19 protein-coding genes are annotated in these 22993 nt (G+C 54.4%); 13 read left to right on the top strand and 6 right to left on the bottom strand.

What is annotated here, in order from left to right:
* Positions 1-6 precede the first annotated feature (6 nt).
* The 3 genes from cyoA to BH712_RS09075 all read right to left on the bottom strand — a co-directional run bounded on the left by cyoA (position 7) and on the right by BH712_RS09075 (position 3533).
* Complete coding sequence (cyoA, locus tag BH712_RS09090; protein WP_006809886.1) at positions 7-954, bottom strand: cytochrome o ubiquinol oxidase subunit II; 948 nt, start codon at positions 952-954, stop codon at positions 7-9.
* 479 nt (positions 955-1433) lie between these two features.
* A complete protein-coding gene (gene ampG / locus BH712_RS09080) occupies positions 1434-2909 on the bottom strand; it encodes a muropeptide MFS transporter AmpG (RefSeq protein WP_006809884.1) in 1476 nt (491 codons plus the stop codon).
* A 45-nt stretch (positions 2910-2954) separates the two neighbouring features.
* A complete protein-coding gene (locus BH712_RS09075; RefSeq protein WP_006809883.1) occupies positions 2955-3533 on the bottom strand; it encodes a lipoprotein in 579 nt (192 codons plus the stop codon).
* 303 nt (positions 3534-3836) lie between these two features.
* Between BH712_RS09075 and bolA the strand changes: the two genes are divergently transcribed.
* The 9 genes from bolA (at position 3837) to BH712_RS09025 (ending at position 14201) form a co-directional block, all read left to right on the top strand.
* Entirely contained in the window at positions 3837-4154 is a 318-nt protein-coding gene (gene bolA / locus BH712_RS09065) for a transcriptional regulator BolA (RefSeq protein WP_006809882.1), read from the top strand.
* 331 nt (positions 4155-4485) lie between these two features.
* Positions 4486-5784, top strand: a complete 1299-nt coding sequence (gene tig, locus BH712_RS09060; protein ID WP_006809881.1) for a trigger factor — start codon at positions 4486-4488, stop codon at positions 5782-5784.
* Positions 5785-6044: 260 nt separating this feature from the next.
* Positions 6045-6668 (top strand): ATP-dependent Clp endopeptidase proteolytic subunit ClpP, encoded by a 624-nt coding sequence (clpP, locus tag BH712_RS09055; protein ID WP_006809880.1) that lies wholly within the window; start codon positions 6045-6047, stop codon positions 6666-6668.
* Between the two features lie 127 nt (positions 6669-6795).
* Positions 6796-8070, top strand: a complete 1275-nt coding sequence (clpX, locus tag BH712_RS09050) for an ATP-dependent protease ATP-binding subunit ClpX (protein WP_006809879.1) — start codon at positions 6796-6798, stop codon at positions 8068-8070.
* Between the two features lie 184 nt (positions 8071-8254).
* The gene (gene lon, locus BH712_RS09045) at positions 8255-10609 is read left to right on the top strand and encodes an endopeptidase La (protein ID WP_006809878.1); all 2355 of its coding nucleotides are present in this window, start codon (positions 8255-8257) and stop codon (positions 10607-10609) included.
* 210 nt (positions 10610-10819) lie between these two features.
* Entirely contained in the window at positions 10820-11092 is a 273-nt protein-coding gene (hupB, locus tag BH712_RS09040; protein WP_002444653.1) for a nucleoid-associated protein HU-beta, read from the top strand.
* Between the two features lie 212 nt (positions 11093-11304).
* A complete protein-coding gene (gene ppiD / locus BH712_RS09035) occupies positions 11305-13176 on the top strand; it encodes a peptidylprolyl isomerase (protein ID WP_006809877.1) in 1872 nt (623 codons plus the stop codon).
* A gap of 148 nt (positions 13177-13324) precedes the next feature.
* A complete protein-coding gene (locus BH712_RS09030) occupies positions 13325-13705 on the top strand; it encodes a helix-hairpin-helix domain-containing protein (protein ID WP_006809876.1) in 381 nt (126 codons plus the stop codon).
* Positions 13706-13802: 97 nt separating this feature from the next.
* Positions 13803-14201 (top strand): YbgC/FadM family acyl-CoA thioesterase, encoded by a 399-nt coding sequence (locus BH712_RS09025; RefSeq protein WP_006809875.1) that lies wholly within the window; start codon positions 13803-13805, stop codon positions 14199-14201.
* A gap of 62 nt (positions 14202-14263) precedes the next feature.
* On the opposite strand, the gene queC is transcribed toward BH712_RS09025, so the two are convergent.
* Both queC and BH712_RS09015 read right to left on the bottom strand, forming a co-directional pair.
* Positions 14264-14959, bottom strand: a complete 696-nt coding sequence (gene queC, locus BH712_RS09020) for a 7-cyano-7-deazaguanine synthase QueC (protein ID WP_006809874.1) — start codon at positions 14957-14959, stop codon at positions 14264-14266.
* 66 nt (positions 14960-15025) lie between these two features.
* Entirely contained in the window at positions 15026-16726 is a 1701-nt protein-coding gene (locus BH712_RS09015) for an SgrR family transcriptional regulator (protein WP_006809873.1), read from the bottom strand.
* Between the two features lie 101 nt (positions 16727-16827).
* Here BH712_RS09015 and cof point away from each other — a divergent pair, with 101 nt between their 5' ends.
* Positions 16828-17646: an HMP-PP phosphatase gene (gene cof, locus BH712_RS09010; RefSeq protein ID WP_006809872.1), complete on the top strand. Its 819-nt coding sequence runs from the start codon at positions 16828-16830 to the stop codon at positions 17644-17646.
* A gap of 40 nt (positions 17647-17686) precedes the next feature.
* Here the strand turns inward: cof and BH712_RS09005 are convergent, their stop codons facing one another.
* Positions 17687-18733, bottom strand: coding sequence for a PLP-dependent cysteine synthase family protein (locus BH712_RS09005; protein ID WP_006809871.1), 1047 nt, complete (start codon positions 18731-18733; stop codon positions 17687-17689).
* 115 nt (positions 18734-18848) lie between these two features.
* Between BH712_RS09005 and BH712_RS09000 the strand changes: the two genes are divergently transcribed.
* The 3 genes from BH712_RS09000 to BH712_RS08990 are packed head-to-tail and all read left to right on the top strand — an operon-like array spanning position 18849 to position 22866.
* Positions 18849-19307: an Lrp/AsnC family transcriptional regulator gene (locus tag BH712_RS09000; RefSeq protein WP_015571267.1), complete on the top strand. Its 459-nt coding sequence runs from the start codon at positions 18849-18851 to the stop codon at positions 19305-19307.
* Positions 19308-19337: 30 nt separating this feature from the next.
* Positions 19338-21092 (top strand): SmdA family multidrug ABC transporter permease/ATP-binding protein, encoded by a 1755-nt coding sequence (locus tag BH712_RS08995; RefSeq protein WP_006809869.1) that lies wholly within the window; start codon positions 19338-19340, stop codon positions 21090-21092.
* Positions 21085-22866, top strand: coding sequence for a SmdB family multidrug efflux ABC transporter permease/ATP-binding protein (locus tag BH712_RS08990; protein ID WP_006809868.1), 1782 nt, complete (start codon positions 21085-21087; stop codon positions 22864-22866). Before BH712_RS08995 ends, BH712_RS08990 begins: the two co-directional genes overlap by 8 nt.
* The last annotated feature ends 127 nt before the right edge of the window (positions 22867-22993 follow it).

Here is a 22993-nt window from a genome sequence, read left to right as displayed (position 1 = left end):
GGCCCCTTAGTGAGCGGTTTCCGCGTGGCTCATGTCCATGCCTTCCATACCCTGGTGCGTGTTGTGCTCGCCTTCAGGCTGGGTCATGTCCATGCTCATGCCGTGATCCATAAATTTGCCAATAACATCTTTGAACAGATTCGGTTTCACGTTAGAGAAGTACTCCACCTTGTTATATTCGCTAGGTGCAGCCACTTTTTCGAACGCCGCCATGTCAGACATGGTGTTTGGAGACTGCTTCGCTTTTGCAACCCACTGGTCGAAAGTCGCGCGGTCTGGCGTAGCGATAGCTTTGAACTTCATACCCGAGAAGCCCGGGCCACTATAGCTGGCGGAGATACCGTCGTAGGTGCCTGCTTCATTCGCGATCAGGTGCAGGTTAGTCTGCATACCGGCCATCGCGTAAATCTGGCTGCCCAGACGTGGGATGAAGAAGGAGTTCATTACGGAGTTGGAGGTCACTTTGAACTGAACCGGAGTGTTCGCCGGGAAGGCGATTTCATTCACGGTAGCAATGCCCTGTTCTGGATAGATGAAGAACCATTTCCAGTCCATGGAGACCACTTCAATGGTAATCGGTTTTTCATCGTGAACCAGCGGTTTGCTTGGCTCAAGTGCGTGAGTGGTTTTCCAGGTCAGTACGGCAAGGAACAGGATGATCAGAATAGGTACCGTCCAGACCACAGCTTCCACTTTATTGGAGTGTGACCAGTTAGGGCTATACTTCGCATCTTTATTGCTCGCACGATACTTCCAGGCGAAACCAACAGCCATCAAGATGGCAGGAATAACCACAATCAACATCAGGCCAAAAGCCGTCAGTATCAATGAACGTTGTTCCAGTCCAATCTGTCCTTTGGGGTCTAGTAGTGCAGAATCGCAGCCACTGAGTAATACAGTGCCTGCGAATAATGACAACCATCCCAAACTTTTATTGTATTTCCTGAGTCTCATTTAACGACCTCAATTCCACGGGAGTCTGGTGGCGTTTAAAGTGTGGGGGCATTTTACGGGAAGGTTACATTACTGTAAACATCATTAGCCCTGTGTCAGGAAGGTGTTACCGGGTTCTGCCGCACATGTCACAAGTGTTGCAAATTATGTCGCGTTTCCAGACGGAAGCCGCACGGAGTGGGCGTTATAACGAAAGGGTGCCCCAGCATACCGCAAAAGGGACAATTGGTATAACCATTGCAGAAAATACACAAATAATTAACAATTAATTATCAATAAAAAGACAACTAAAAAACGAAAATTCAATCTTTCGAATGCTGAATCGTTTAATGAAAAATAGCGTAGCGAAATAAGCTCCAATAATTTCCGAATGCTATGCCGCACAAAACAACAAATATTTTTTTTTGCCGATGGCGGTTATTTCGCCGTTATAATTTCGGGTCGTTATTACAACGGGAAATAACCTTTCGTTTTTTACTTCATGTCATCTGCGTTTTTCGCAATGACATGAAATCCAGCATCCCACCGGTCAGGATCCCGACCACGGCGAGAAACACGCCTGCATCAAGCAGCAGCGTTTCAAAAGGAAGCGACAAGGTGGTGGTCGCATTCATGATGAGTACCGCGAGCCACACTACCAGAGCAAGACACCCTGCCATCAGCAGGCGCAGGGAAAACCGATAGGCGGCCTGATATTCCGTGCGCGGCATGAAGTGTTCCGTTCGCTGGGTATATTCCAGCGTCTGGCGACAGACCAGCAGCAATAAAATCCCCGGCACGGCCGCAACCACCGAGAAGAGATAAAATGTCGGCCAGCCGTGGGCCTCAACAAACCAGCCTGCGACAGGGCCAACGTATACGCGCCCGACGGCGGAAAGAGCAGAGAGCAGCGCAAACTGGGTGGCGGAAAATGACTTATTGCACAGCGTCATCAGCAGGGCAACAAATGCTGCGGTGCCCATACCGCCACACAGGTTTTCAAAGAATACCGCCGTCGCCATGCTGATCATGTGCTTGTCGGTAATCGACAGCAGCCAGTAACCGGCATTCGATGCGCCCTGAAGGATGCCGAAGATCAGCAGAGCGCGGAACAGCGTCAGGCGCTGCATTAATACGCCGCCGTACAGCGCGCCGACGATTGTGGCAAACAGCCCCAGCGTTTTATTCACCACGCCGACTTCCCCTGCGTCAAACCCGACGCCACGAATGAGGAAGGTGGTGGTCAGACTCATGGCGAAAGCATCGCCGAGCTTATAAAGGACAATCAGCAGCAGGATCAGCCAGGCATTATTGCGACCAAAGAAGTCGCGGAGCGGCGCGGCGACGGCCTGCTCCAGCGAGCGGGGGACCGGAATCACATCGCTCGGTTCAGGCGCGAATAGCGTGGCAATAATGCAGGGGATCAGCAGAGCGGCCATCAGCCAGTACATTCCCTGCCAGCCGAGATAGCGGTCGGCAAGCCACAGTGCCAGCCCGCCGGAAACCAGCATACCCAGGCGGTAGCCAAGCACGCTGATTGCCGCACCGGCACCCCGCTCTTCTGCTGGCAAAACGTCCGTTTTCCAGGCGTCAAAAACAATGTCCTGCGAAGCGGAACAGAAGGCGATGACCACCGCAAGCGCGGCCATCCAGCGCAGCTGTGTTGACGGCTCAAGGAAACCCATTGCGGCAATGGCCAGCAACAGCAGCACCTGCGTCATCACTAACCAGCCACGCCGCCGCCCGAGGAACGGCGGGGTATAGCGGTCCATCACCGGCGACCACAGAAATTTAAAGACGTAGGCCTGACCGACGAGCGAAAAGAAACCAATGGTTTTAAGATCGATATTCTCGACCGTCATCCACGCCTGTAACGTGCCGGAGGTGAGCGCGAGCGGTAAACCGGAGGCAAAGCCAAGGATCAGCAGAATCGCTGATTTCGGTTGCTGGAAAATGCGTAAGTAGTGACTGGACATGTTCTTATGAACTGACCCGGTGAAGCACCGGGTCAGTCAGCAGGATTAACGGGCGTTCTGCTTGATGAAGTCGTGAATGCTGGTGTCCTGTGCCATGTCGGCAATGGTATCCGTCAGCACGCTATTAACCGCGTCAGCGATATTTTTGTTGGAGGCCTGGAATGCGCCTTCAACGGAATAGCTTGCACGGTAGTTTTTGTTCATTTTGTTGCCGTTCTTCGCGGTAGCGATGATGGCGATATCGGCTTTGGTCGCAATGTTGTAGCGAACGTTACCCTGGGAGACGTCAGCGTACAGGTTGTTCACGATGATTTGCAGGTCAACCGCGCCGCTTGGGCCAATCATGTAGCCACGGGAGGTCATCTGTTTCTCGAGTACTTCCTGCAACAGGAAGCGCAGGTCGCGGGAGGCGGTCAGCGTCACCTGCTGGTTGTCGCGTGTCACTTTCGCCAGCGCCTGGTCCTGACGCTGATCGGCGCCGTTAATGCTGACCGTGACGCCCATCAGGCTTGGATCCTGCTGAGGCAGGGTAATTTTTGGTGAAACGTCAATGGTCGTCGGCGGGGTCGCGCAACCGGCGAGCATAAAGAGTGCTACCAACGGAAAGAAGATTTTTTTTAACATTTTCGGGTTCTCAACGAATCGTAAGCAAAGAGAGAAAAATTGCCGCCATCATAACATCGCCAACGGCCAGGGGAAGTGGTCAACGCATGTAAATTCATCGCCTTGTCTGAAAACTGACCAGCTTTCCGCTTTTCTTTGCCTGTAAGTGACAAAACGTATGAACCTCATAGTGAACTTCATTCGTTTGGATGAGAAAATCAGACGAAAGCTAAATATTTGTTGTCAAGGTGTAATGGAACCGGTAAAAGCGGCTAATATTTAAAGGGATGGGTGACATCTTAGCGTTGTCGGAGGAGTGATTTCATGATGATACGTGAACAGATAGAAGAAAAATTAAGGGCAGCGTTCAACCCTGTGTTTCTCGAAGTTGTCGACGAAAGCTATCGTCATAACGTGCCGGCAGGTTCTGAAAGCCACTTCAAAGTGGTTCTGGTCAGCGATCGCTTCACGGGAGAACGTTTCCTGAACCGACACCGCTTGATCTACAGCACCTTGACGGATGAACTCTCCACAACCGTACATGCGCTGGCGCTGCATACCTACACCATTAAGGAATGGGAAGGGCTACAGGATACGGTATTCGCATCACCGCCTTGTCGGGGTGCAGGCACCATCGCCTGATAAATCGGATTTGCAACCGCCGGAGTTTTTCCAGTATGTTGCTTACAGATTTCGTCAAAACGGCCTTCGGGCCGTTTTGTTTTGTCTGAGTTTTGAGCGGATGGCGCGTTTTTAAGGCTAAAAATAGCCTTAAAGTGTGAAAAAAGCCGCAGCAACATGCTCCAACCGTTCTCGACTCACCTAAGTGATGCCGCTATAATGCCGCGTCTTATTGAATGTCTTCGGGATGATTCTGGCGACAGGGAATGTGAATCTGCACATAAGAGAGCATCCCGGTATAACAGACAGATTCAGAGTTGACCGAGCACTGTGATTTTTTTGAGGTAACAAGATGCAAGTTTCAGTTGAAACCACTCAAGGCCTTGGCCGCCGTGTAACGATTACTATCGCTGCTGACAGCATCGAAACTGCTGTGAAAAGCGAGCTGGTCAACGTAGCAAAAAAAGTACGTATTGACGGCTTCCGCAAGGGCAAAGTACCAATGAATGTTGTTGCTCAGCGTTATGGCGCTTCCGTGCGTCAGGATGTGCTGGGTGAACTGATGAGCCGCAACTTTATCGACGCGATCATCAAAGAAAAAATCAATCCAGCTGGCGCACCGAACTACGTGCCGGGCGAATACAAGCAGGGCGAAGACTTCACCTACTCTGTAGAGTTCGAAGTGTATCCGGAAGTTGAGCTGAAAGGTCTGGAATCAATCGAAGTTGAAAAACCGATCGTTTCCGTGACCGATGAAGACGTTGACGGCATGCTGGATACCCTGCGTAAGCAGCAGGCGAACTGGAAAGAGAAAGAAGGCGCTGTTGACGCGGAAGACCGCGTAACCATCGACTTCACCGGTTCAGTAGACGGCGAAGAGTTCGAAGGCGGTAAAGCGTCTGATTTCGTACTGGCGATGGGCCAGGGTCGTATGATCCCAGGCTTCGAAGACGGTATCAAAGGCCACAAAGCGGGCGAAGAGTTCACCATCGACGTGACCTTCCCTGAAGAGTACCACGCTGAAAACCTGAAAGGTAAAGCAGCGAAGTTCGTCATCAACCTGAAGAAAGTGGAAGAGCGCGAACTGCCAGAACTGACTGAAGAATTCATCAAGCGTTTCGGCGTGGAAGATGGTTCAGTTGCGGGCCTGCGTGCCGAAGTGCGTAAAAACATGGAACGCGAGCTGAACGGCGCTGTACGTAACCGCGTGAAGTCTCAGGCGATTGAAGGTCTGGTGAAAGCGAACGACATCGACGTTCCAGCGGCCCTGATCGACAGCGAAATCGACGTTCTGCGCCGTCAGGCTGCACAGCGTTTCGGTGGCAACCAGCAGCAAGCGATGGAACTGCCACGCGAGCTGTTTGAAGAGCAAGCGAAACGCCGCGTTGTTGTTGGCCTGCTGCTGGGCGAAGTGATTCGTACCCACGAGCTGAAAGCTGACGAAGAGCGTGTGAAAGGCCTGATCGAAGAGATGGCTTCTGCATACGAAGATCCATCAGAAGTGATCGAGTTCTACGGTAAGAACAAAGAGCTGATGGACAACATGCGCAACGTCGCACTGGAAGAGCAGGCTGTTGAAGCGGTACTGGCGAAAGCGAAAGTAACCGAAAAAGAGACCTCTTTCACCGAACTGATGAACCAGCAGGCGTAATTTCGCCCCAACGGTTTAAAGTTTGAACAAAAAACCCGTTGCCCTCCGGCGACGGGTTTTTTTTATCACAGCTTTAGTCCTGGAAGGGTGCTAAAACGCCCTTTCAGTGTTAGCGTTACAACAAAACGTTGTTATGCTTGAAATAGGGCGTGGCGACCCCCATTAGTATGTAATGACGATGATTGAGACTGGCTGATAATCCGTCCATAAGGTTACAATCAGTACAGCAGGTGTTTTCAATTTTGAACCAGGAGACGGAAATGTCATACAGTGGCGAACGAGATAACTTTGCACCCCATATGGCGCTGGTGCCAATGGTTATTGAACAGACCTCACGCGGTGAGCGTTCTTTCGATATCTATTCCCGTCTGCTCAAGGAACGCGTTATCTTTCTGACCGGCCAGGTGGAAGACCATATGGCTAACCTGATCGTGGCGCAGATGCTGTTCCTGGAAGCGGAAAACCCGGAAAAAGACATTTACCTGTACATTAACTCGCCGGGCGGTGTGATTACGGCGGGCATGTCTATTTATGACACCATGCAATTCATCAAGCCGGATGTCAGCACCATTTGTATGGGGCAGGCGGCATCCATGGGGGCCTTCCTGTTAACCGCAGGGGCGAAAGGTAAGCGTTTCTGCCTGCCTAACTCCCGCGTGATGATTCACCAGCCGCTGGGTGGTTACCAGGGCCAGGCGACGGATATTGAAATCCACGCCCGTGAAATTCTGAAAGTAAAAGCGCGCATGAATGAACTTATGGCGCAGCATACGGGTCAACCTCTCGAGCAGATCGAGCGCGATACCGAGCGCGATCGCTTCCTCTCTGCACCAGAGGCAGTTGAGTACGGCTTAGTCGACTCCATTTTGACCCATCGTAATTGATGCCCGCGACGCGAGTGTGCCGCTATACTAAGGTAGGGCGGCACGTTGCCTGGAAGCAGCTTGCGTCTGAGAATGGCATTTGCGTCGTCATGTGCGGCACATAGAACTTAAAAAGAGGTTTGGACTCATGACAGATAAACGCAAAGATGGTTCGGGCAAACTGCTGTACTGCTCTTTTTGCGGCAAAAGCCAGCATGAAGTGCGTAAACTGATTGCCGGGCCGTCCGTGTATATCTGCGACGAATGCGTCGATTTATGTAACGACATCATTCGCGAAGAGATTAAAGAAGTCGCGCCGCACCGTGAGCGCAGCGCGTTACCAACGCCACACGAGATTCGCCACCACCTGGACGACTACGTCATTGGTCAGGAGCAGGCGAAAAAAGTGCTGGCGGTGGCGGTATACAACCACTACAAACGTCTGCGTAACGGCGATACCAGCAATGGCGTAGAACTGGGCAAAAGTAACATTCTGCTGATTGGGCCGACCGGTTCCGGTAAAACCCTGCTGGCGGAAACGCTGGCGCGCCTGCTGGATGTTCCGTTCACTATGGCGGATGCCACCACCCTGACCGAAGCCGGTTATGTGGGTGAAGACGTTGAAAATATTATCCAGAAGCTGCTCCAGAAGTGCGATTACGACGTACAGAAAGCCCAGCGCGGTATCGTCTATATCGATGAGATCGACAAAATCTCTCGTAAATCAGACAACCCGTCCATCACCCGTGACGTATCGGGCGAAGGCGTGCAGCAGGCGCTGCTGAAGCTGATTGAAGGTACGGTTGCGGCGGTGCCACCGCAGGGTGGACGTAAACATCCGCAGCAGGAATTCTTGCAGGTTGATACCTCCAAGATCCTTTTTATCTGTGGTGGTGCGTTTGCAGGCCTGGATAAAGTGATCTCTCACCGTGTGGAAACCGGCTCCGGCATTGGTTTTGGCGCAACGGTGAAAGCCACGTCTGAAAAACCAAATGAAGGCCAGCTGCTGGCGCAGGTTGAACCGGAAGATCTGATCAAATTCGGTTTGATTCCGGAATTTATCGGCCGTCTGCCGGTTGTGGCGACCCTGAACGAACTGAGCGAAGACGCGCTGATTCAGATCCTGAAAGAGCCGAAAAATGCGCTGACCAAGCAGTATCAGGCGCTGTTCAATCTGGAAGGCGTTGAGCTGGAATTCCGTGACGAAGCGCTGGACGCGATTGCCAAGAAAGCGATGGCGCGTAAAACCGGTGCCCGTGGCCTGCGTTCTATCGTGGAAGCCGCGCTGCTCGACACCATGTACGATCTTCCTTCCATGGAAGACGTCGAAAAAGTGGTGATCGATGAGTCCGTCATTGGTGGCCAGACCAAGCCGTTACTGATTTACGGTAAACCGGAAGCGCAGCAGGCATCTGGCGAATAATTCACCATTTCATACAATCAGTTAATCAAAAAGGGGGGATTTTATCTCCCCTTTACTTTTTCCGTATTCATGGCGTTGAATGTATGGGAAACATCCCCATATACTGGATTACATGTTAATGGTTGTGTGAAGCACAGTTACATGACCAGTTTACCTGGCGGACACTAAACTAAGAGAGAGCTCTATGAATCCTGAGCGTTCTGAACGCATTGAAATCCCCGTATTGCCGTTGCGCGATGTGGTGGTTTATCCGCACATGGTCATACCCTTATTTGTAGGGCGGGAAAAATCTATCCGTTGCCTCGAAGCCGCCATGGATCATGATAAAAAAATCATGTTGGTCGCGCAGAAGGAAGCATCAACGGATGAGCCGGGTGTAAACGATCTTTTCACCGTCGGGACCGTGGCCTCTATTTTGCAGATGCTGAAGCTGCCAGACGGCACCGTGAAGGTGCTGGTGGAAGGCCTACAGCGTGCGCGTATTACCACTCTGTCAGACGATGGCGAGCACTTCTCTGCGAAGGCAGAGTACCTTGATTCCCCGGAACTTGATGAGCGCGAGCAGGAAGTGCTGGTACGCACCGCGATCAGCCAGTTCGAAGGCTACATCAAGCTGAACAAGAAAATCCCACCTGAAGTGCTGACGTCGCTGAACAGCATCGACGATCCTGCACGTCTGGCGGATACCATCGCCGCACACATGCCGCTGAAGCTGGCTGACAAACAGTCCGTGCTGGAAATGTCCGACGTTAACGAACGTCTGGAATACCTGATGGCGATGATGGAGTCTGAGATCGATCTGCTCCAGGTTGAGAAGCGCATTCGCAACCGCGTCAAAAAGCAGATGGAAAAATCGCAGCGTGAGTATTATCTGAACGAGCAAATGAAAGCCATTCAGAAAGAGCTCGGCGAGATGGACGACGCACCGGATGAAAACGAAGCGCTGAAGCGTAAGATCGACGCGGCGAAGATGCCGAAAGAGGCGAAAGAGAAAGCCGAAGCTGAGTTGCAGAAGCTGAAAATGATGTCTCCAATGTCGGCGGAAGCGACCGTTGTACGTGGCTACATCGAGTGGATGGTGCAGGTTCCGTGGAATGCCCGCAGTAAGGTCAAAAAAGACCTGCGTCAGGCCCAGGAGATCCTGGATACCGACCACTACGGCCTGGAACGTGTGAAAGACCGCATTCTTGAGTACCTCGCGGTACAGAGCCGTGTAAACAAAATTAAAGGCCCAATCCTGTGCCTGGTAGGACCGCCAGGGGTAGGTAAAACTTCTCTGGGGCAGTCCATTGCCAAAGCGACCGGACGTAAATACATCCGCATGGCGCTGGGCGGCGTGCGTGATGAAGCGGAAATTCGCGGCCACCGTCGTACTTATATCGGTTCGATGCCGGGCAAGCTGATCCAGAAGATGGCGAAAGTGGGCGTCAAAAACCCGCTGTTCCTGCTCGATGAGATCGACAAAATGTCGTCGGACATGCGTGGCGATCCGGCGTCGGCGCTGCTGGAAGTGCTTGATCCAGAGCAGAACGTCGCGTTCAGCGATCACTATCTGGAAGTCGACTACGACCTGAGCGATGTGATGTTCGTCGCGACCTCCAACTCCATGAACATTCCAGCGCCGCTGCTGGATCGTATGGAAGTGATCCGTCTGTCCGGCTATACCGAAGACGAGAAGCTGAACATCGCTAAGCAGCACCTGCTGCCGAAGCAGATTGAGCGTAACGCGCTGAAAGCTAACGAGCTGACCGTTGAGGACAGCGCCATTGTCGGCATTATTCGTTACTACACCCGTGAAGCGGGCGTGCGTAGTCTTGAGCGCGAAATCTCGAAACTGTGCCGTAAGGCGGTAAAACAACTGCTGCTGGATAAGAGCCTGAAACACATCGTGATTAACGGCGACAACCTGCATGCGTACCTGGGCGTTCAGCGCTTCGACTACGGTCGCGCGGACAACGAAAACCGCGTTGGTCAGGTAACCGGTCTGGCATGGACGGAAGTGGGCGGCGATCTGCTGACCATCGAAACCGCCTGTGTCCCGGGCAAAGGTAAGCTGACCTACACCGGTTCGCTGGGTGAAGTGATGCAGGAGTCCATCCAGGCGGCGCTGACCGTGGTGCGCGCGCGTGCGGAAAAACTGGGTATCAACCCGGATTTCTACGAAAAACGCGACATCCACGTTCACGTTCCGGAAGGGGCGACGCCGAAAGATGGCCCAAGCGCGGGTATTGCCATGTGTACGGCGCTGGTTTCCTGCCTGACAGGTAACCCGGTTCGTGCGGATGTGGCCATGACCGGTGAAATTACGCTGCGTGGTCAGGTACTGCCAATCGGCGGGTTAAAAGAAAAACTGCTGGCGGCACACCGCGGTGGGATCAAAACCGTATTGATCCCTTACGAAAATAAACGCGATCTGGAAGAGATTCCGGACAACGTTATTGCTGACTTGCAGATCCATCCGGTGAAACGCATTGAGGAAGTTCTGACTCTCGCACTGCAAAATGAACCGTCAGGAATGCAGGTTGTAACCGCAAAATAGTGACCTCGCGCAAAGAGCGCCAATAAAAACAAGGCTGGTAAGTCATTTCGTACTTGCCAGCCTTTTTTTGTATAGCTAATTTAGATTGCTGATTGAGTTAGCCATCAACAACGGGTGTTGTAAGGTCATAGCAGGACTGATATAACTGCTGCGCGGTCGCGCTGTGAAGGATTCAGGTGCGATATAAATTATAAAGAGAGGAAGAGAACAGTGAATAAATCTCAACTGATTGACAAAATTGCTGCGGGTGCTGATATTTCTAAAGCTGCAGCTGGACGTGCTTTAGATGCTTTAATTGCTTCTGTTACTGAATCTCTGCAAGCTGGGGACGACGTTGCACTGGTAGGCTTCGGTACTTTTGCGGTTAAAGAGCGTGCAGCCCGTACTGGCCGCAACCCTCAGACCGGTAAAGAGATCACCATTGCTGCCGCTAAAGTGCCGGGTTTCCGTGCAGGTAAAGCGCTGAAAGACGCAGTAAACTGATTGCTTTCCCGCTCCAGGGAAGCTGAAAAGTACAAGGGCGCATCGTTTGATGTGCCTTTTTTGTTTGTCCAGACCTGATTTGTGCGAGTTTATGCGAGTTGTGGGCTGACAATTGCCCTGTTTTCTTGTCACAATACGCCTTTACGCGCGACGGTCAGGATTTTCCGTCAGCGTCAGGTAACCAGTCACCTACAGCGGAGTGTTGTTACACCATGATGGACAGCTTACGCACGGCTGCTAACAGTCTCGTGCTCAAGATTATTTTCGGTATCATTATCGTGTCGTTCATATTGACCGGTGTGAGTAGTTACCTCATCGGCGGTGGCGCGAACTACGCCGCAAAAGTGAATGGCCAGGAAATTAGCCGTGGGCAGTTCGAGAACGCTTTTGCTGGTGAACGTAACCGCATGCAGCAACAGCTGGGCGACCAATACTCTGAACTTGCAGCCAACGAAGGCTATATGAAAAACCTGCGTCAGCAGACGCTGAACCGCCTTATCGACGAAGCGCTGCTGGATCAGTACGCGAAAAGCCTCGGTCTGGGCATCAGCGATGAGCAGGTTAAAAAAGCCATCTTCTCGACGCAGGCTTTCCAGTCGAATGGGAAATTCGACAACGCGCGTTACAACAGCATTGTTAACCAGATGGGTATGACGGCTGACCAGTACGCTCAGGCGCTGCGTAACCAGTTGACCACGCAACAGCTGATCAACGCTGTGGTGGGCACAGATTTCATGCTGAAAGGCGAAACTGAAGAGCTGGCGGCCCTGGTGGCGCAGCAACGCGTGGTGCGCGAAGCGACGATTGATGTCAACGCACTGGCGGCGAAACAGCAGGTTATCGACGCTGAAGTTAATGCTTACTACGAGCAAAACAAGAACAACTTCATCTCGCCGGAACAGTTCCGCGTAAGCTACATCAAGCTGGATGCAGCTGCGATGCAGGAAAACGCGACTGACGCGGAGATCCAGTCTTATTACGACCAGCATCAGGATCAGTTCACCCAGCCGCAGCGTAACCGTTACAGCGTGATCCAGACCAAAACGGAAGCAGAAGCGAAAGCCGTACTGGACGAGCTGAACAAAGGCGCTGATTTCGCCACCGTCGCGAAAGCAAAATCCACCGACATTATTTCTGCCAAAAACGGCGGTGATATGGGCTGGCTGGAAGCCTCTACTACCCCTGACGAGCTGAAAAATGCAGGCCTGAAAGAGAAAGGTCAGCTGTCTGGTGTGATCAAATCCTCCGTTGGTTTCCTGGTGGCACGTCTGGACGATGTCGTGGCGGCGAAAACCAAGCCGCTGGCTGACGTTCGTGATGATATCGCTGCGAAAGTGAAGCAGGAGAAAGCGCTGGACGCCTTCTATGCACTGCAACAGAAGGTGAGCAATGCCGCAAGCAACGACAACGAATCACTGGCGGGCGCTGAGCAGGCTGCGGGTGTGAAAGCGGTTGAGACGGGCTGGTTCAGCCACGAAAACCTGCCGGAAGAACTGAACTTCAAACCGGTTGCAGATGCCATCTTCAATGGTGGTCTGGTAGGTGAGAACGGAACGCCGGGCAGTAACTCAGACATCATTACCGTTGACGGTGACCGTGCGTTCGTACTGCGCGTCAGCGAGCACAAAGCCGAGGCAGTGAAACCTCTGGCGGAAGTGAAAGATCAGGTAGTGGCGCTGGTGAAACATAACAAAGCGGCACAGCAGGCAAAACTGGATGCAGAGAAAATTCTGGCCGATCTGAAAGCCGGTAAGAACGATGCGCTGAAAGCGGCTGGCCTGAGCTTTGGCGAAGCCAAAACGTTGAGCCGTACCGGTCAGGATCCTGTCAGCCAGGCGGCGTTTGGTCTGAGCCTGCCAGCGAAAGACAAACCTGTCTTTGGCACCACAACCGATATGCAGGGTAACGTGGTTCTTCTGGCGCTGGATGAAGTGAAAGCCGGTACGCTGCCAGAGGCGCAGAAGAAGGCCATGGTTCAGGGAATTACCCAGAACAATGCCCAGATTGCCTTCGAAGCGATGATGAGCAACCTGCGTAAAGAAGCCAAAATCAAGCTGGGTGATGCGGTCACTCAGGAGCAATAATTACGTATCTGCTCGCAGATTTTCGTAACGCTCTGCAAAAACTAAAGGCCGCTTTCGCGGCCTTTTCCATTTCTGCAATCTGCTGTTTGTCCCTGTTTTCCCGTGCGGCTATCGTGGCGTGGCTGTCAACAAACAAGGAGAAAACAGCATGAAATGTGGAATCAAAGCACTGTTAATTACACTGGCTATTGCCACTTCCGGGATGAGTGCGGGTGCGCTGGCGGCGACACCTGCGGCTAAAGCGCAGGCTGCACAAAACCAGGCGGAGGCAACATCACAAGGTCATGGTAAAGCCAACGCGACGGCCAGCCCGAAAGCGGCCGAAGAGGAAGGTACGCGGGTCAGTATCAATACTGCGTCCGCAGAAGATCTGGCTCGTGTAATGAACGGCGTGGGTCTCAAAAAAGCGCAGGCCATCGTCAGCTATCGTGAAGAGTATGGTCCTTTCAAAACCCTTGACGATCTCAAGCAGGTGCCGGGTATGGGCAGCGCGCTGGTTGAGCGCAATCTCGCACATTTGACGCTGTAATCGCGTAATCACTTGCACTGCGGCAAAAATTTGCCAGGATAAAGAGGTCATACCAGTTATGACCTCTGAACCTATAACAACGAAAGGCTATTGCGCTATGCAGACACAAATCAAAGTCCGTGGTTATCACCTCGATGTTTATCAGCACGTCAATAACGCCCGCTATCTTGAATTTCTTGAAGAGGCGCGCTGGGACGGTCTGGAGAACAGTGAAAGTTTCCAGTGGCTGACCGCACACAACATCGCGTTTGTGGTCGTCAATATCAACATTAACTACCGCCGCCCGGCCGTGCTGGGGGATGTGCTTACCGTAACCAGTGAGGTCCAACAACTGAATGGCAAAAGCGGCGTGCTGAGTCAGGTCGTCACGCTGGATCCTGAAGGGCAGGTGGTGGCCGATGCGCTGATCACCTTTGTTTGTATCGATCTCAAAACGCAGAAAGCGTTACCGCTGGAAGGGGAGTTGCGCGAAAAGCTGGAACTGATGATCGCGTAAGAAATGTTCAGGAATAACCGTGCTGTCGCCACTTACCGTTCGACAGCACGGTCAGGTCGCCCTTATTTCAGGCCGGTTTTTTTCTGCATCGCGGCCATCACGCCCGCTTTATCCGCAAGATAATGATTCAGCCCGTTCGCGCGCAGGTTACAGGCGGCACACTGTCCGCAACCGTCCCCTTTAATGCCGTTGTAGCAGGTCAGGGTCTCATTGCGAACAACATCCAGCTTGCCCCAGTAGTCGGCCAGCGCCCAGGTTTCGGCTTTATCCAGCCACATCAGCGGCGTTTCGAAGCAGGTCTCTTTTGCCATTCCCAGATCGACGGCGTGATTGAGTGCTTTCACGAATTCATCCCGACAGTCCGGATAGCCTGAGAAGTCGGTCTCACACACGCCCGTGATCACCGCTTCGGCTTTCACCTGGTAAGCATAGATCGCCGTCAGGGTCAGGAAGAGAATGTTGCGGCCCGGTACGAAGGTGTTCGGAATGCCGCTGGCATCCGGTTCGTAATCAGGCACTGGAATGCTGTCGCGGGTGAGGCTGCTGACGGCCAGTTCATTTAACAACGTCACGTCCAGCACTTTATGAGCACGGGCACCCAGTTTCAGGGCCAGTTCACGAGCGACATCGATTTCAGCGCGATGACGCTGACCATAATCAAAAGTGACGCAGTGAACTTCATCATACTGGTGAAGCGCCTGAATCAGGCAGGTTGTGGAATCTTGTCCTCCGCTGAACACGACGACAGCACGTTTCATAGATCATCTCGACAGTTACAGTAAAAGCGTCATGTTAACGCCTGGCTAAAGCGGCGACCAGCTTCTTCACGCGTTTGGGGGAGGAAGCCAGGCTTCGGTGAAGTCAAACCAGCCGCGGGTGTTAAGGCGTATCCCGTTGACGCCCGGAGGCGCGCTGATTTGATACTGGTAGTTAAAAAGCGGCGTCAGGACGGCTGTCTCCATTAACCGACTGAAGATAGCCTGTAGTCCTGCGTGTCGATCCCGATCGTCCGCCTGCGTCTGCACCGCATCCAGCGTGGCCTGCAAATGGGCGTATGCCGGTGCGCTCAGCAGATGAGGCCAGAGTGCATCGCAGCGGAGCCACTGCTCAAGGGTGTACGCTGGCGCTTCGCCGATCAGTCTGTCTCCCATCATGATGTCTGCATCGGCAAGCTGCTGGCATCCATCCCACGTCTTGGCGTCGTGAAAGATGACGGTCAGTTCACAACCCTGTCGCGCAAGGTATTCTTTTAACTGGCTGGCCATGGTGTGAAGCTCAACTGGCAGGTGGTAAACCAGCGTCAATGTCTCTGGCAGCGCAACGTCGGTTAAATCAGGCCATTGGGGGATCGCCCAGCCGGGAAGCAGTTCCTCGGTAGGGGTGATAAGCCCTTCGTTCAGGGGAAGCGTGTGCAGAAGCGTTGAGAGATGAATGATATTAATCAGCCGCTTTGCCTGTAGCTCGCTCAGACGCGGACTCTGCTTCAGCGTGAGGTAACAGAAGCCGAGGCTGGTGCTGTTACTCACCAGCCGCAGACTGGCCAGCTCGTCGGCCTCCCCAATGGCGATTTGCACCGGGTGGCGACAGCTGGTGCCCAGACTGTAGTCAAAAAGCTGCGGCGTGATCCAGTACTCGATAGCCTTAAGCAACGGATGGCTTAGGTGATATTGATCATGGCTTTCCAGACGCACCAGCTCAGGCTCAAAAACGCTTAGCCGGAAGGGACCGCTGCCCACCACGGGGTAATCAGGATGCGCCAGACGACTACAATAGGTTGCCAGCCTGTGCGCCAGCCAGTAATCAGGTTGATGCAGAATAAACGTCAGGCACTGCGGATGTGTGGTTTCGATACACTGGACGCTGCGAAAAAGCGTGCCCATGCCGGGCTGGGATAACAGCGCCGTCAGGCTTTGCCGGAGCTGTGCCGTCTCTATTTTATCGCCGTTATGCCAGTGCAGGGTGGAGCGGATGTAGAAATGCCAGCGCAGGCCGTCAGCAGAGACTTCCCAGTGATGCGCCAGATCGCCCGTGGGTTCACTGCTGTTACCATTGAAACGGGTCAAACCAGAGAATACCTGTCCCGCCAGATGCTGCTCCGCCCGGCCAGGTAAAAACCCCGGCTGAAGCGGCTCCAGCGAGCGATAGTAGGGAATACGCAGCGTCGGCGTATCGTTCTGCCACTGCCCGCCCATAAACGGATGCAGTAGCGATCGCAAATCTTCAGGCGCGAGCTGGGCCAGCTCCAGCGCATTGTGCTGCTGGCCACTTTTCAGAGCGGCTTCCATCATCGTATTACGCAACGAGTCCGGGGTGACGTGAAAGCGTAATTCCCCACGCTTTCCTCGGCCGGACCGGGCGTGCCAGCTTAGCCAGCCCGCCTCCTGTGCCTGACGCAGCAGGGTGCGTACATGTCGCTCGCTGCAAAAGCAGCGGCTGGCAAGTTCACTGATGGTCACCTGCTGCGGCGCGCCAGCGGAGGGATGCCACAGACGTTGATACTGGTTAAGACGGTTAAGCTGGCGCATGGAAAACCCGGAACAATAATTATCATCTATTCACTATTACTTCCGTATATCTCACGTAATACTGATGCACAAGTTAACCGCATCACATTTCGGGAGTAATCATGGCTCGGCTCGCTGCATTTGATATGGACGGCACGCTGTTAATGCCGGATCACCGTTTAGGAGAGCAAACCCTGAACACACTTAAGCGCCTGCGCGAGCGTGAAGTCACCCTGACGTTTGCCACTGGTCGTCATGTGCTGGAGATGCGCCATCTGCTGGGAACATTTTCCCTCGAGGCGTTCCTGATCACCGGCAACGGGACGCGCATTCACTCCGTCGACGGCGATGTGCTGCACCGTCAGGATCTGAATCCGGAAGTGGCGGACATTGTCCTGCACAGCTCCTGGGATACGCAGGCCAGCGTGCATGTTTTTAACGATGAAGGCTGGTTTACCGGGCGTGAGCTTCCGGACTTACTGCACGCTCACGTCTACAGCGGCTTTAAATATCAGCTAATCGATTTGCGCCGTATTCCGGCACACAAGGTGACCAAGATCTGCTTCTGTGGCGATCACGACGATCTCTGCCGCCTGCGTATTCAGCTTAATGAGGCGCTGGGCGACCGGGCGCACCTGACCTTCTCGGCGGTGGACTGTCTTGAAGTGCTGCCGGTGGGCTGTAATAAAGGTTCCGCTCTCGCGGTGCTGAGCGATCATCTGGGGCTGACGATGCAGGACTGTATGGCCTTTGGCGATGCCATGAACGACCACGAGATGCTGAGCAGCGTTGGCCGTGGGCTGATTATGGGGAACGCGATGCCGCAACTTATCGCCGCGCTCCCGCATTTACCGGTTATCGGACACTGTCGTAACGAAGCCGTGTCCCATTTTTTGACGCATTGGCTGGACAAAAATAACCTCCCATATTCCCCCGAATAGTGAGACCCTTCCAGCAAGCCAGGCTACAGCCTGGCTTTTTTTATTTCACCAGCTGCGAAATCTGCGCTTTCCACGGTGCAACATCGCCAATATTGGCCTTTACCCAATCTGGGTTGTAATAGGTGTCCAGATAGCGCTCCCCGCTGTCGCACAGCAGCGTGACGACAGATCCGGTACGGCCTTCGTCACGCATCCTCGCGGCCAGCTGTAGCGCGCCCCACATATTGGTGCCGGTAGAAGCCCCGACTTTACGGCCAAGCTGTGTCTCCAGCCAGTGCGCCGTCGCGACGCTGGCGGCGTCCGGCACGCGGAGCATCTCATCCACAACGTCCGGAATGAATGAGGGTTCGACGCGCGGACGGCCAATCCCTTCGATCTTGCTACCCACTGGGCTGCGCAGGCTGGCATCCCGGGATTGCCAGTAATCGAGGAACACCGAGTTCTGCGGGTCAACCACCATCAGCTGGGTATCATAACCCTGGCAGCGGATATAACGTCCGATGGTGGCGGAGGTTCCGCCCGTGCCCGCGCTCATGACAATGTAAGCGGGGACGGGGTGCGGCTCGTGGGTCATCTGGCGGAAAATGCTGTCCGCAATGTTATTATTGCCCCGCCAGTCGGTGGCGCGCTCGGCGAAGGTGAACTGGTCCATATAATGGCCATTCAGTTCGCGGGCCAGCATTTCGGAGGCCGCATAGATTTCGCAGGCGCTTTCCACAAAGTGGCAGCGTCCGCCGTAAAATTCGATCTGTTCGACTTTACGTTTCGCCGTGCAGGCGGGCATGACGGCGATAAACGGCAGACCGAGCAGGCGGGCAAAATAGGCTTCGGAGACGGCAGTTGAGCCGGATGACGATTCAATAATCGTGGTGCCTTCTTTAATCCAGCCGTTACATAAACCGTATAAAAAGAGTGAACGCGCCAGGCGATGCTTCAGGCTGCCGGTAGGATGAGTGCTTTCATCCTTCAGGTAAAGCTGGATGCCGGGAAATCCAGGCAGAGGCAGGCGGATCAAGTGGGTGTCTGCCGAGCGCTGATAGTCGGCATTTATTTCGCTGATGGCATGTTTAACCCAGGTGCTATTCATCGTAGTTATCCGTTTGTCATTTTGTGCCCAGCATAGCGAAAAGCACAGAAAAAATTGTTGCTATCTGGCCTTTAAAATAGAATGTAAGGAGAATAATTTTCTCTGCGAGGTGGGTATGCTAGATAAAATTGACCGCAAGCTGCTTTCTTTGCTGCAAAGCGACTGCACCCTCTCTTTGCAGGCGCTGGCAGATGCCGTTAATCTGACCACCACACCATGCTGGAAGCGCCTCAAGAAGCTGGAAGATGACGGCATTCTGCTGGGACGGGTGGCGTTGCTGGATCCCGAAAAACTGGGGCTTGGACTGACCGCCTTCGTCCTGATAAAAACGCAGCATCACAGCAGCGAATGGTACTGCCGCTTCGTCACCCAGGTTTCCGATATGCCCGAGGTGCTGGGCTTCTGGCGCATGGCGGGGGAATACGACTATCTGATGCGCGTTCAGGTGGCAGACATGAAGCGCTACGATGATTTTTACAAGCGGCTGGTCAATAGCGTACCGGGCTTGTCCGATGTCACCTCCAGTTTCGCCATGGAACAGATTAAATACACCACAGCATTACCCATTGAATAACTTCATAAAATACCTTCAGGAAAATACCGCGTGCGATTATTTGCCCAATTAAGCTGGTACTTCCGTCGGGAGTGGCAACGCTACCTCGGCGCGGTGGCCCTGCTTATTATCATTGCCATCCTGCAACTGATCCCGCCCAAAGTGGTGGGATACGTCGTGGATGGCGTCACGGAACAACATTACACCGCTGCACGGGTGATGATGTGGGTCGGTACGCTGGTGCTGACGGCCGTGGTGGTTTATCTGCTGCGTTATGTCTGGCGCGTGCTGCTGTTCGGCGCGTCCTATCAGCTTGCCGTTGAGCTGCGCGAGGATTTTTATCGTCAGCTGAGCCGCCAGCACCCTGAGTTTTATCTGCGTCACCGTACCGGGGATCTCATCGCCCGCGCCACTAACGACGTGGATCGCGTGGTGTTTGCCGCAGGTGAAGGGGTATTAACGCTCGTGGATTCCCTGGTGATGGGCTGTGCGGTACTGATTGTCATGTCTACGCAAATTAGCTGGGAGCTGACGCTGCTGGCGCTGTTGCCGATGCCGCTGATGGCGCTGGCGATTAACCGCTACGGCGAGCAGTTGCATGAACGCTTTAAGCTGGCGCAGGCGGCGTTCTCGTCGCTGAACGATCGCACCCAGGAGAGCATGACCAGCATCCGCATGATTAAAGCGTTTGGTCTGGAGGACAGGCAGTCCGCGCTGTTTGCCGCAGACGCCGCCGACACCGGTGCGAAAAACATGCGCGTGGCACGTATCGACGCCCGTTTCGATCCAACCATTTATATTGCAATTGGCATGGCGAACCTGCTGGCGGTGGGCGGCGGCAGCTGGATGGTGGTGCGAGGCACCATGACCCTCGGACAGTTAACCAGCTTTGCGATGTACCTCGGGCTGATGATCTGGCCGATGCTGGCGCTGGCCTGGATGTTTAATATCGTTGAACGCGGGAGCGCCGCTTACAGCCGCATCCGCGCCATGCTGGCGGAAGTGCCGGTGGTGAACGATGGCAGCGAGCCAGTACCTGAAGGTCCGGGTATCCTGAAGGCGGATATTCGCGCCTTTATCTACCCGCAAACGGAACACCCGGTGCTTGAAAACGTCGGCTTCACGCTGCGTCCAGGTCAGATGCTGGGCATCTGCGGCCCGACGGGGGCCGGGAAAAGTACCATTCTGTCACTTATTCAGCGTCATTTTGACGTGAGCGAGGGCGATATCCGTTTCCACGACGTTCCGCTGCCGCGCCTGCTGCTGGATGACTGGCGCAGCCGTCTGGCGGTCGTCAGCCAGACGCCGTTTTTGTTTTCAGACACCATTGCCAACAATGTCGCGCTCGGGTGCCCGACGGCGACACAGGACCAGATCGAGCACGTGGCGCGCTTAGCCAGCGTGCACGAGGATATTCTGCGTCTGCCGCAGGGCTACGATACGGAAGTGGGTGAGCGGGGCGTTATGCTCTCCGGCGGACAAAAACAGCGTATCTCTATTGCCCGCGCGCTGCTGCTGAACGCTGAGATCCTGATTCTGGATGATGCGCTTTCGGCGGTTGACGGGCGTACTGAACATCAAATTCTGCATAACCTTCGCCAGTGGGGGGAGGGGCGCACGGTCATCATCAGCGCACACCGTCTGTCGGCGCTGACAGAAGCCAGTGAAATTCTTGTGCTTCAGCATGGGCATATTGCTCAGCGTGGTCAGCATGATCAGCTTACCGAACAGACCGGCTGGTATCGGGATATGTACCGCTATCAACAGCTTGAAGCCGCGCTGGATGAGGAGGTCGCCGATGCGTAAGTTTGGACAGATGTGGCCGACGTTAAAACGCCTGCTCGCCTATGGCTCACCATGGCGTAAACCGCTTTCCATCGCTGTACTGTTGCTGTGGATCGCCGCGATTGCGGAGGTCACCGGTCCGCTGCTTATCAGTTATTTCATCGATAACATGGTGGCGAAAAGCTATCTGCCGCTGGGGCTGGTGGCGGGGCTGGGCGTGGCGTATGTCGGGCTACAGCTGACGGCGGCGGGGCTGCACTACGCGCAATCGCTGCTGTTTAACCGGGCCGCCGTGGGCGTGGTTCAACAGCTACGCACGGATGTGATGGATGCCGCGCTGCGCCAGCCGCTGAGCGAGTTTGATACTCAGCCGGTCGGGCAGGTCATTTCGCGCGTCACCAATGACACCGAGGTGATCCGCGACCTCTATGTAACCGTTGTCGCAACGGTTCTGCGCAGTGCCGCGTTGATTGGCGCGATGCTGGTAGCGATGTTCAGCCTGGACTGGCGAATGGCGCTGGTGGCGATCACCATTTTCCCGGCGGTGCTGATTGTGATGGTGATTTACCAGCGCTACAGCACGCCGATTGTTCGTCGTGTGCGCGCTTACCTCGCAGATATCAATGATGGCTTTAACGAAGTGATCAACGGCATGAGCGTTATCCAGCAGTTTCGCCAGCAGGCGCGTTTTGGCGAGCGAATGGGGGAGGCCAGCCGCTCGCACTATATGGCGCGGATGCAGACGTTACGTCTGGACGGCTTCCTGTTACGTCCGCTGCTGAGCCTCTTCTCTGCGCTGGTGCTCTGCGGGCTGTTGATGCTGTTTGGCCTGACGACGCGCGGAACCATTGAAGTGGGGGTGCTGTACGCGTTTATCAGCTACCTTGGCCGCCTTAACGAACCGCTGATTGAACTCACCACGCAGCAATCGATGCTGCAACAGGCGGTGGTCGCGGGCGAGCGCGTGTTCGAGCTGATGGACAGGCCGCGTCAGACCTATGGCAATGACGAACGCCCGCTGGAAAGTGGATCCATAGCGTTTGATCATGTCTCGTTTGCCTACCGCGACGACCAGCTGGTCTTGCAGGATATCAATCTTGAAGTGCCGTCGCGCGGTTTTGTCGCCCTGGTTGGGCATACCGGCAGTGGCAAAAGCACGCTCGCCAGTTTGCTGATGGGCTACTATCCGTTGACGCAGGGGGAGATCCGTCTGGACGGACGGCCTCTCGCCTCGCTTAGCCACAACGCGTTGCGTAAGGGCGTCGCGATGGTGCAGCAGGATCCGGTCGTGCTGGCCGATACCTTCTACGCCAACGTCACGCTGGGTCGGCCCTTTACTCAGGAGCAGGTCTGGGACGTGCTGGAAACGGTGCAGCTGGCGGATCTGGCGCGCGGGTTAACGGAGGGGATCAATACCCGGCTGGGGGAGCAGGGCAACAACCTCTCTGTCGGGCAAAAGCAACTTCTTGCGCTGGCGCGCGTGCTGATTGAGACGCCGCAGGTACTGATCCTGGATGAAGCGACCGCAAGCATTGACTCCGGCACCGAGCAGGCGATCCAGCAGGCGCTGGCTGCCGTGCGGGATCGCACCACGCTGGTGGTGATCGCCCACCGCCTCTCGACGATCGTCGATGCCGATACCATTCTGGTGCTGCACCGTGGCCAGGCCGTTGAACGGGGCACGCACAGAGCGCTGCTTGAGGCGAAAGGACGTTACTGGCAGATGTATCAGTTGCAGCTGGCAGGCGATGAGCTGGCCGCCAGCGTGCGCGAGGAAGAGTCACTCAGCGCCTGATGCACCATAACAAGGCAATGCGCTAACAGTCATAACTGTTGGTGCAAAACTGAAACGCACCCTGCACTGCCATGGTGCGTTTTTTTTCACCCCTTCTCGATATCTGCGCGCCGCGCCGCTTTCCTGC

Origin of the sequence: Enterobacter hormaechei ATCC 49162 (assembly GCF_001875655.1) — a bacterium.
Classification (GTDB): Bacteria; Pseudomonadota; Gammaproteobacteria; order Enterobacterales; family Enterobacteriaceae; genus Enterobacter; species Enterobacter hormaechei.
Note: the sequence above shows the minus strand (reverse complement) of the source record. Positions and strands in the feature narration are given on the sequence as shown.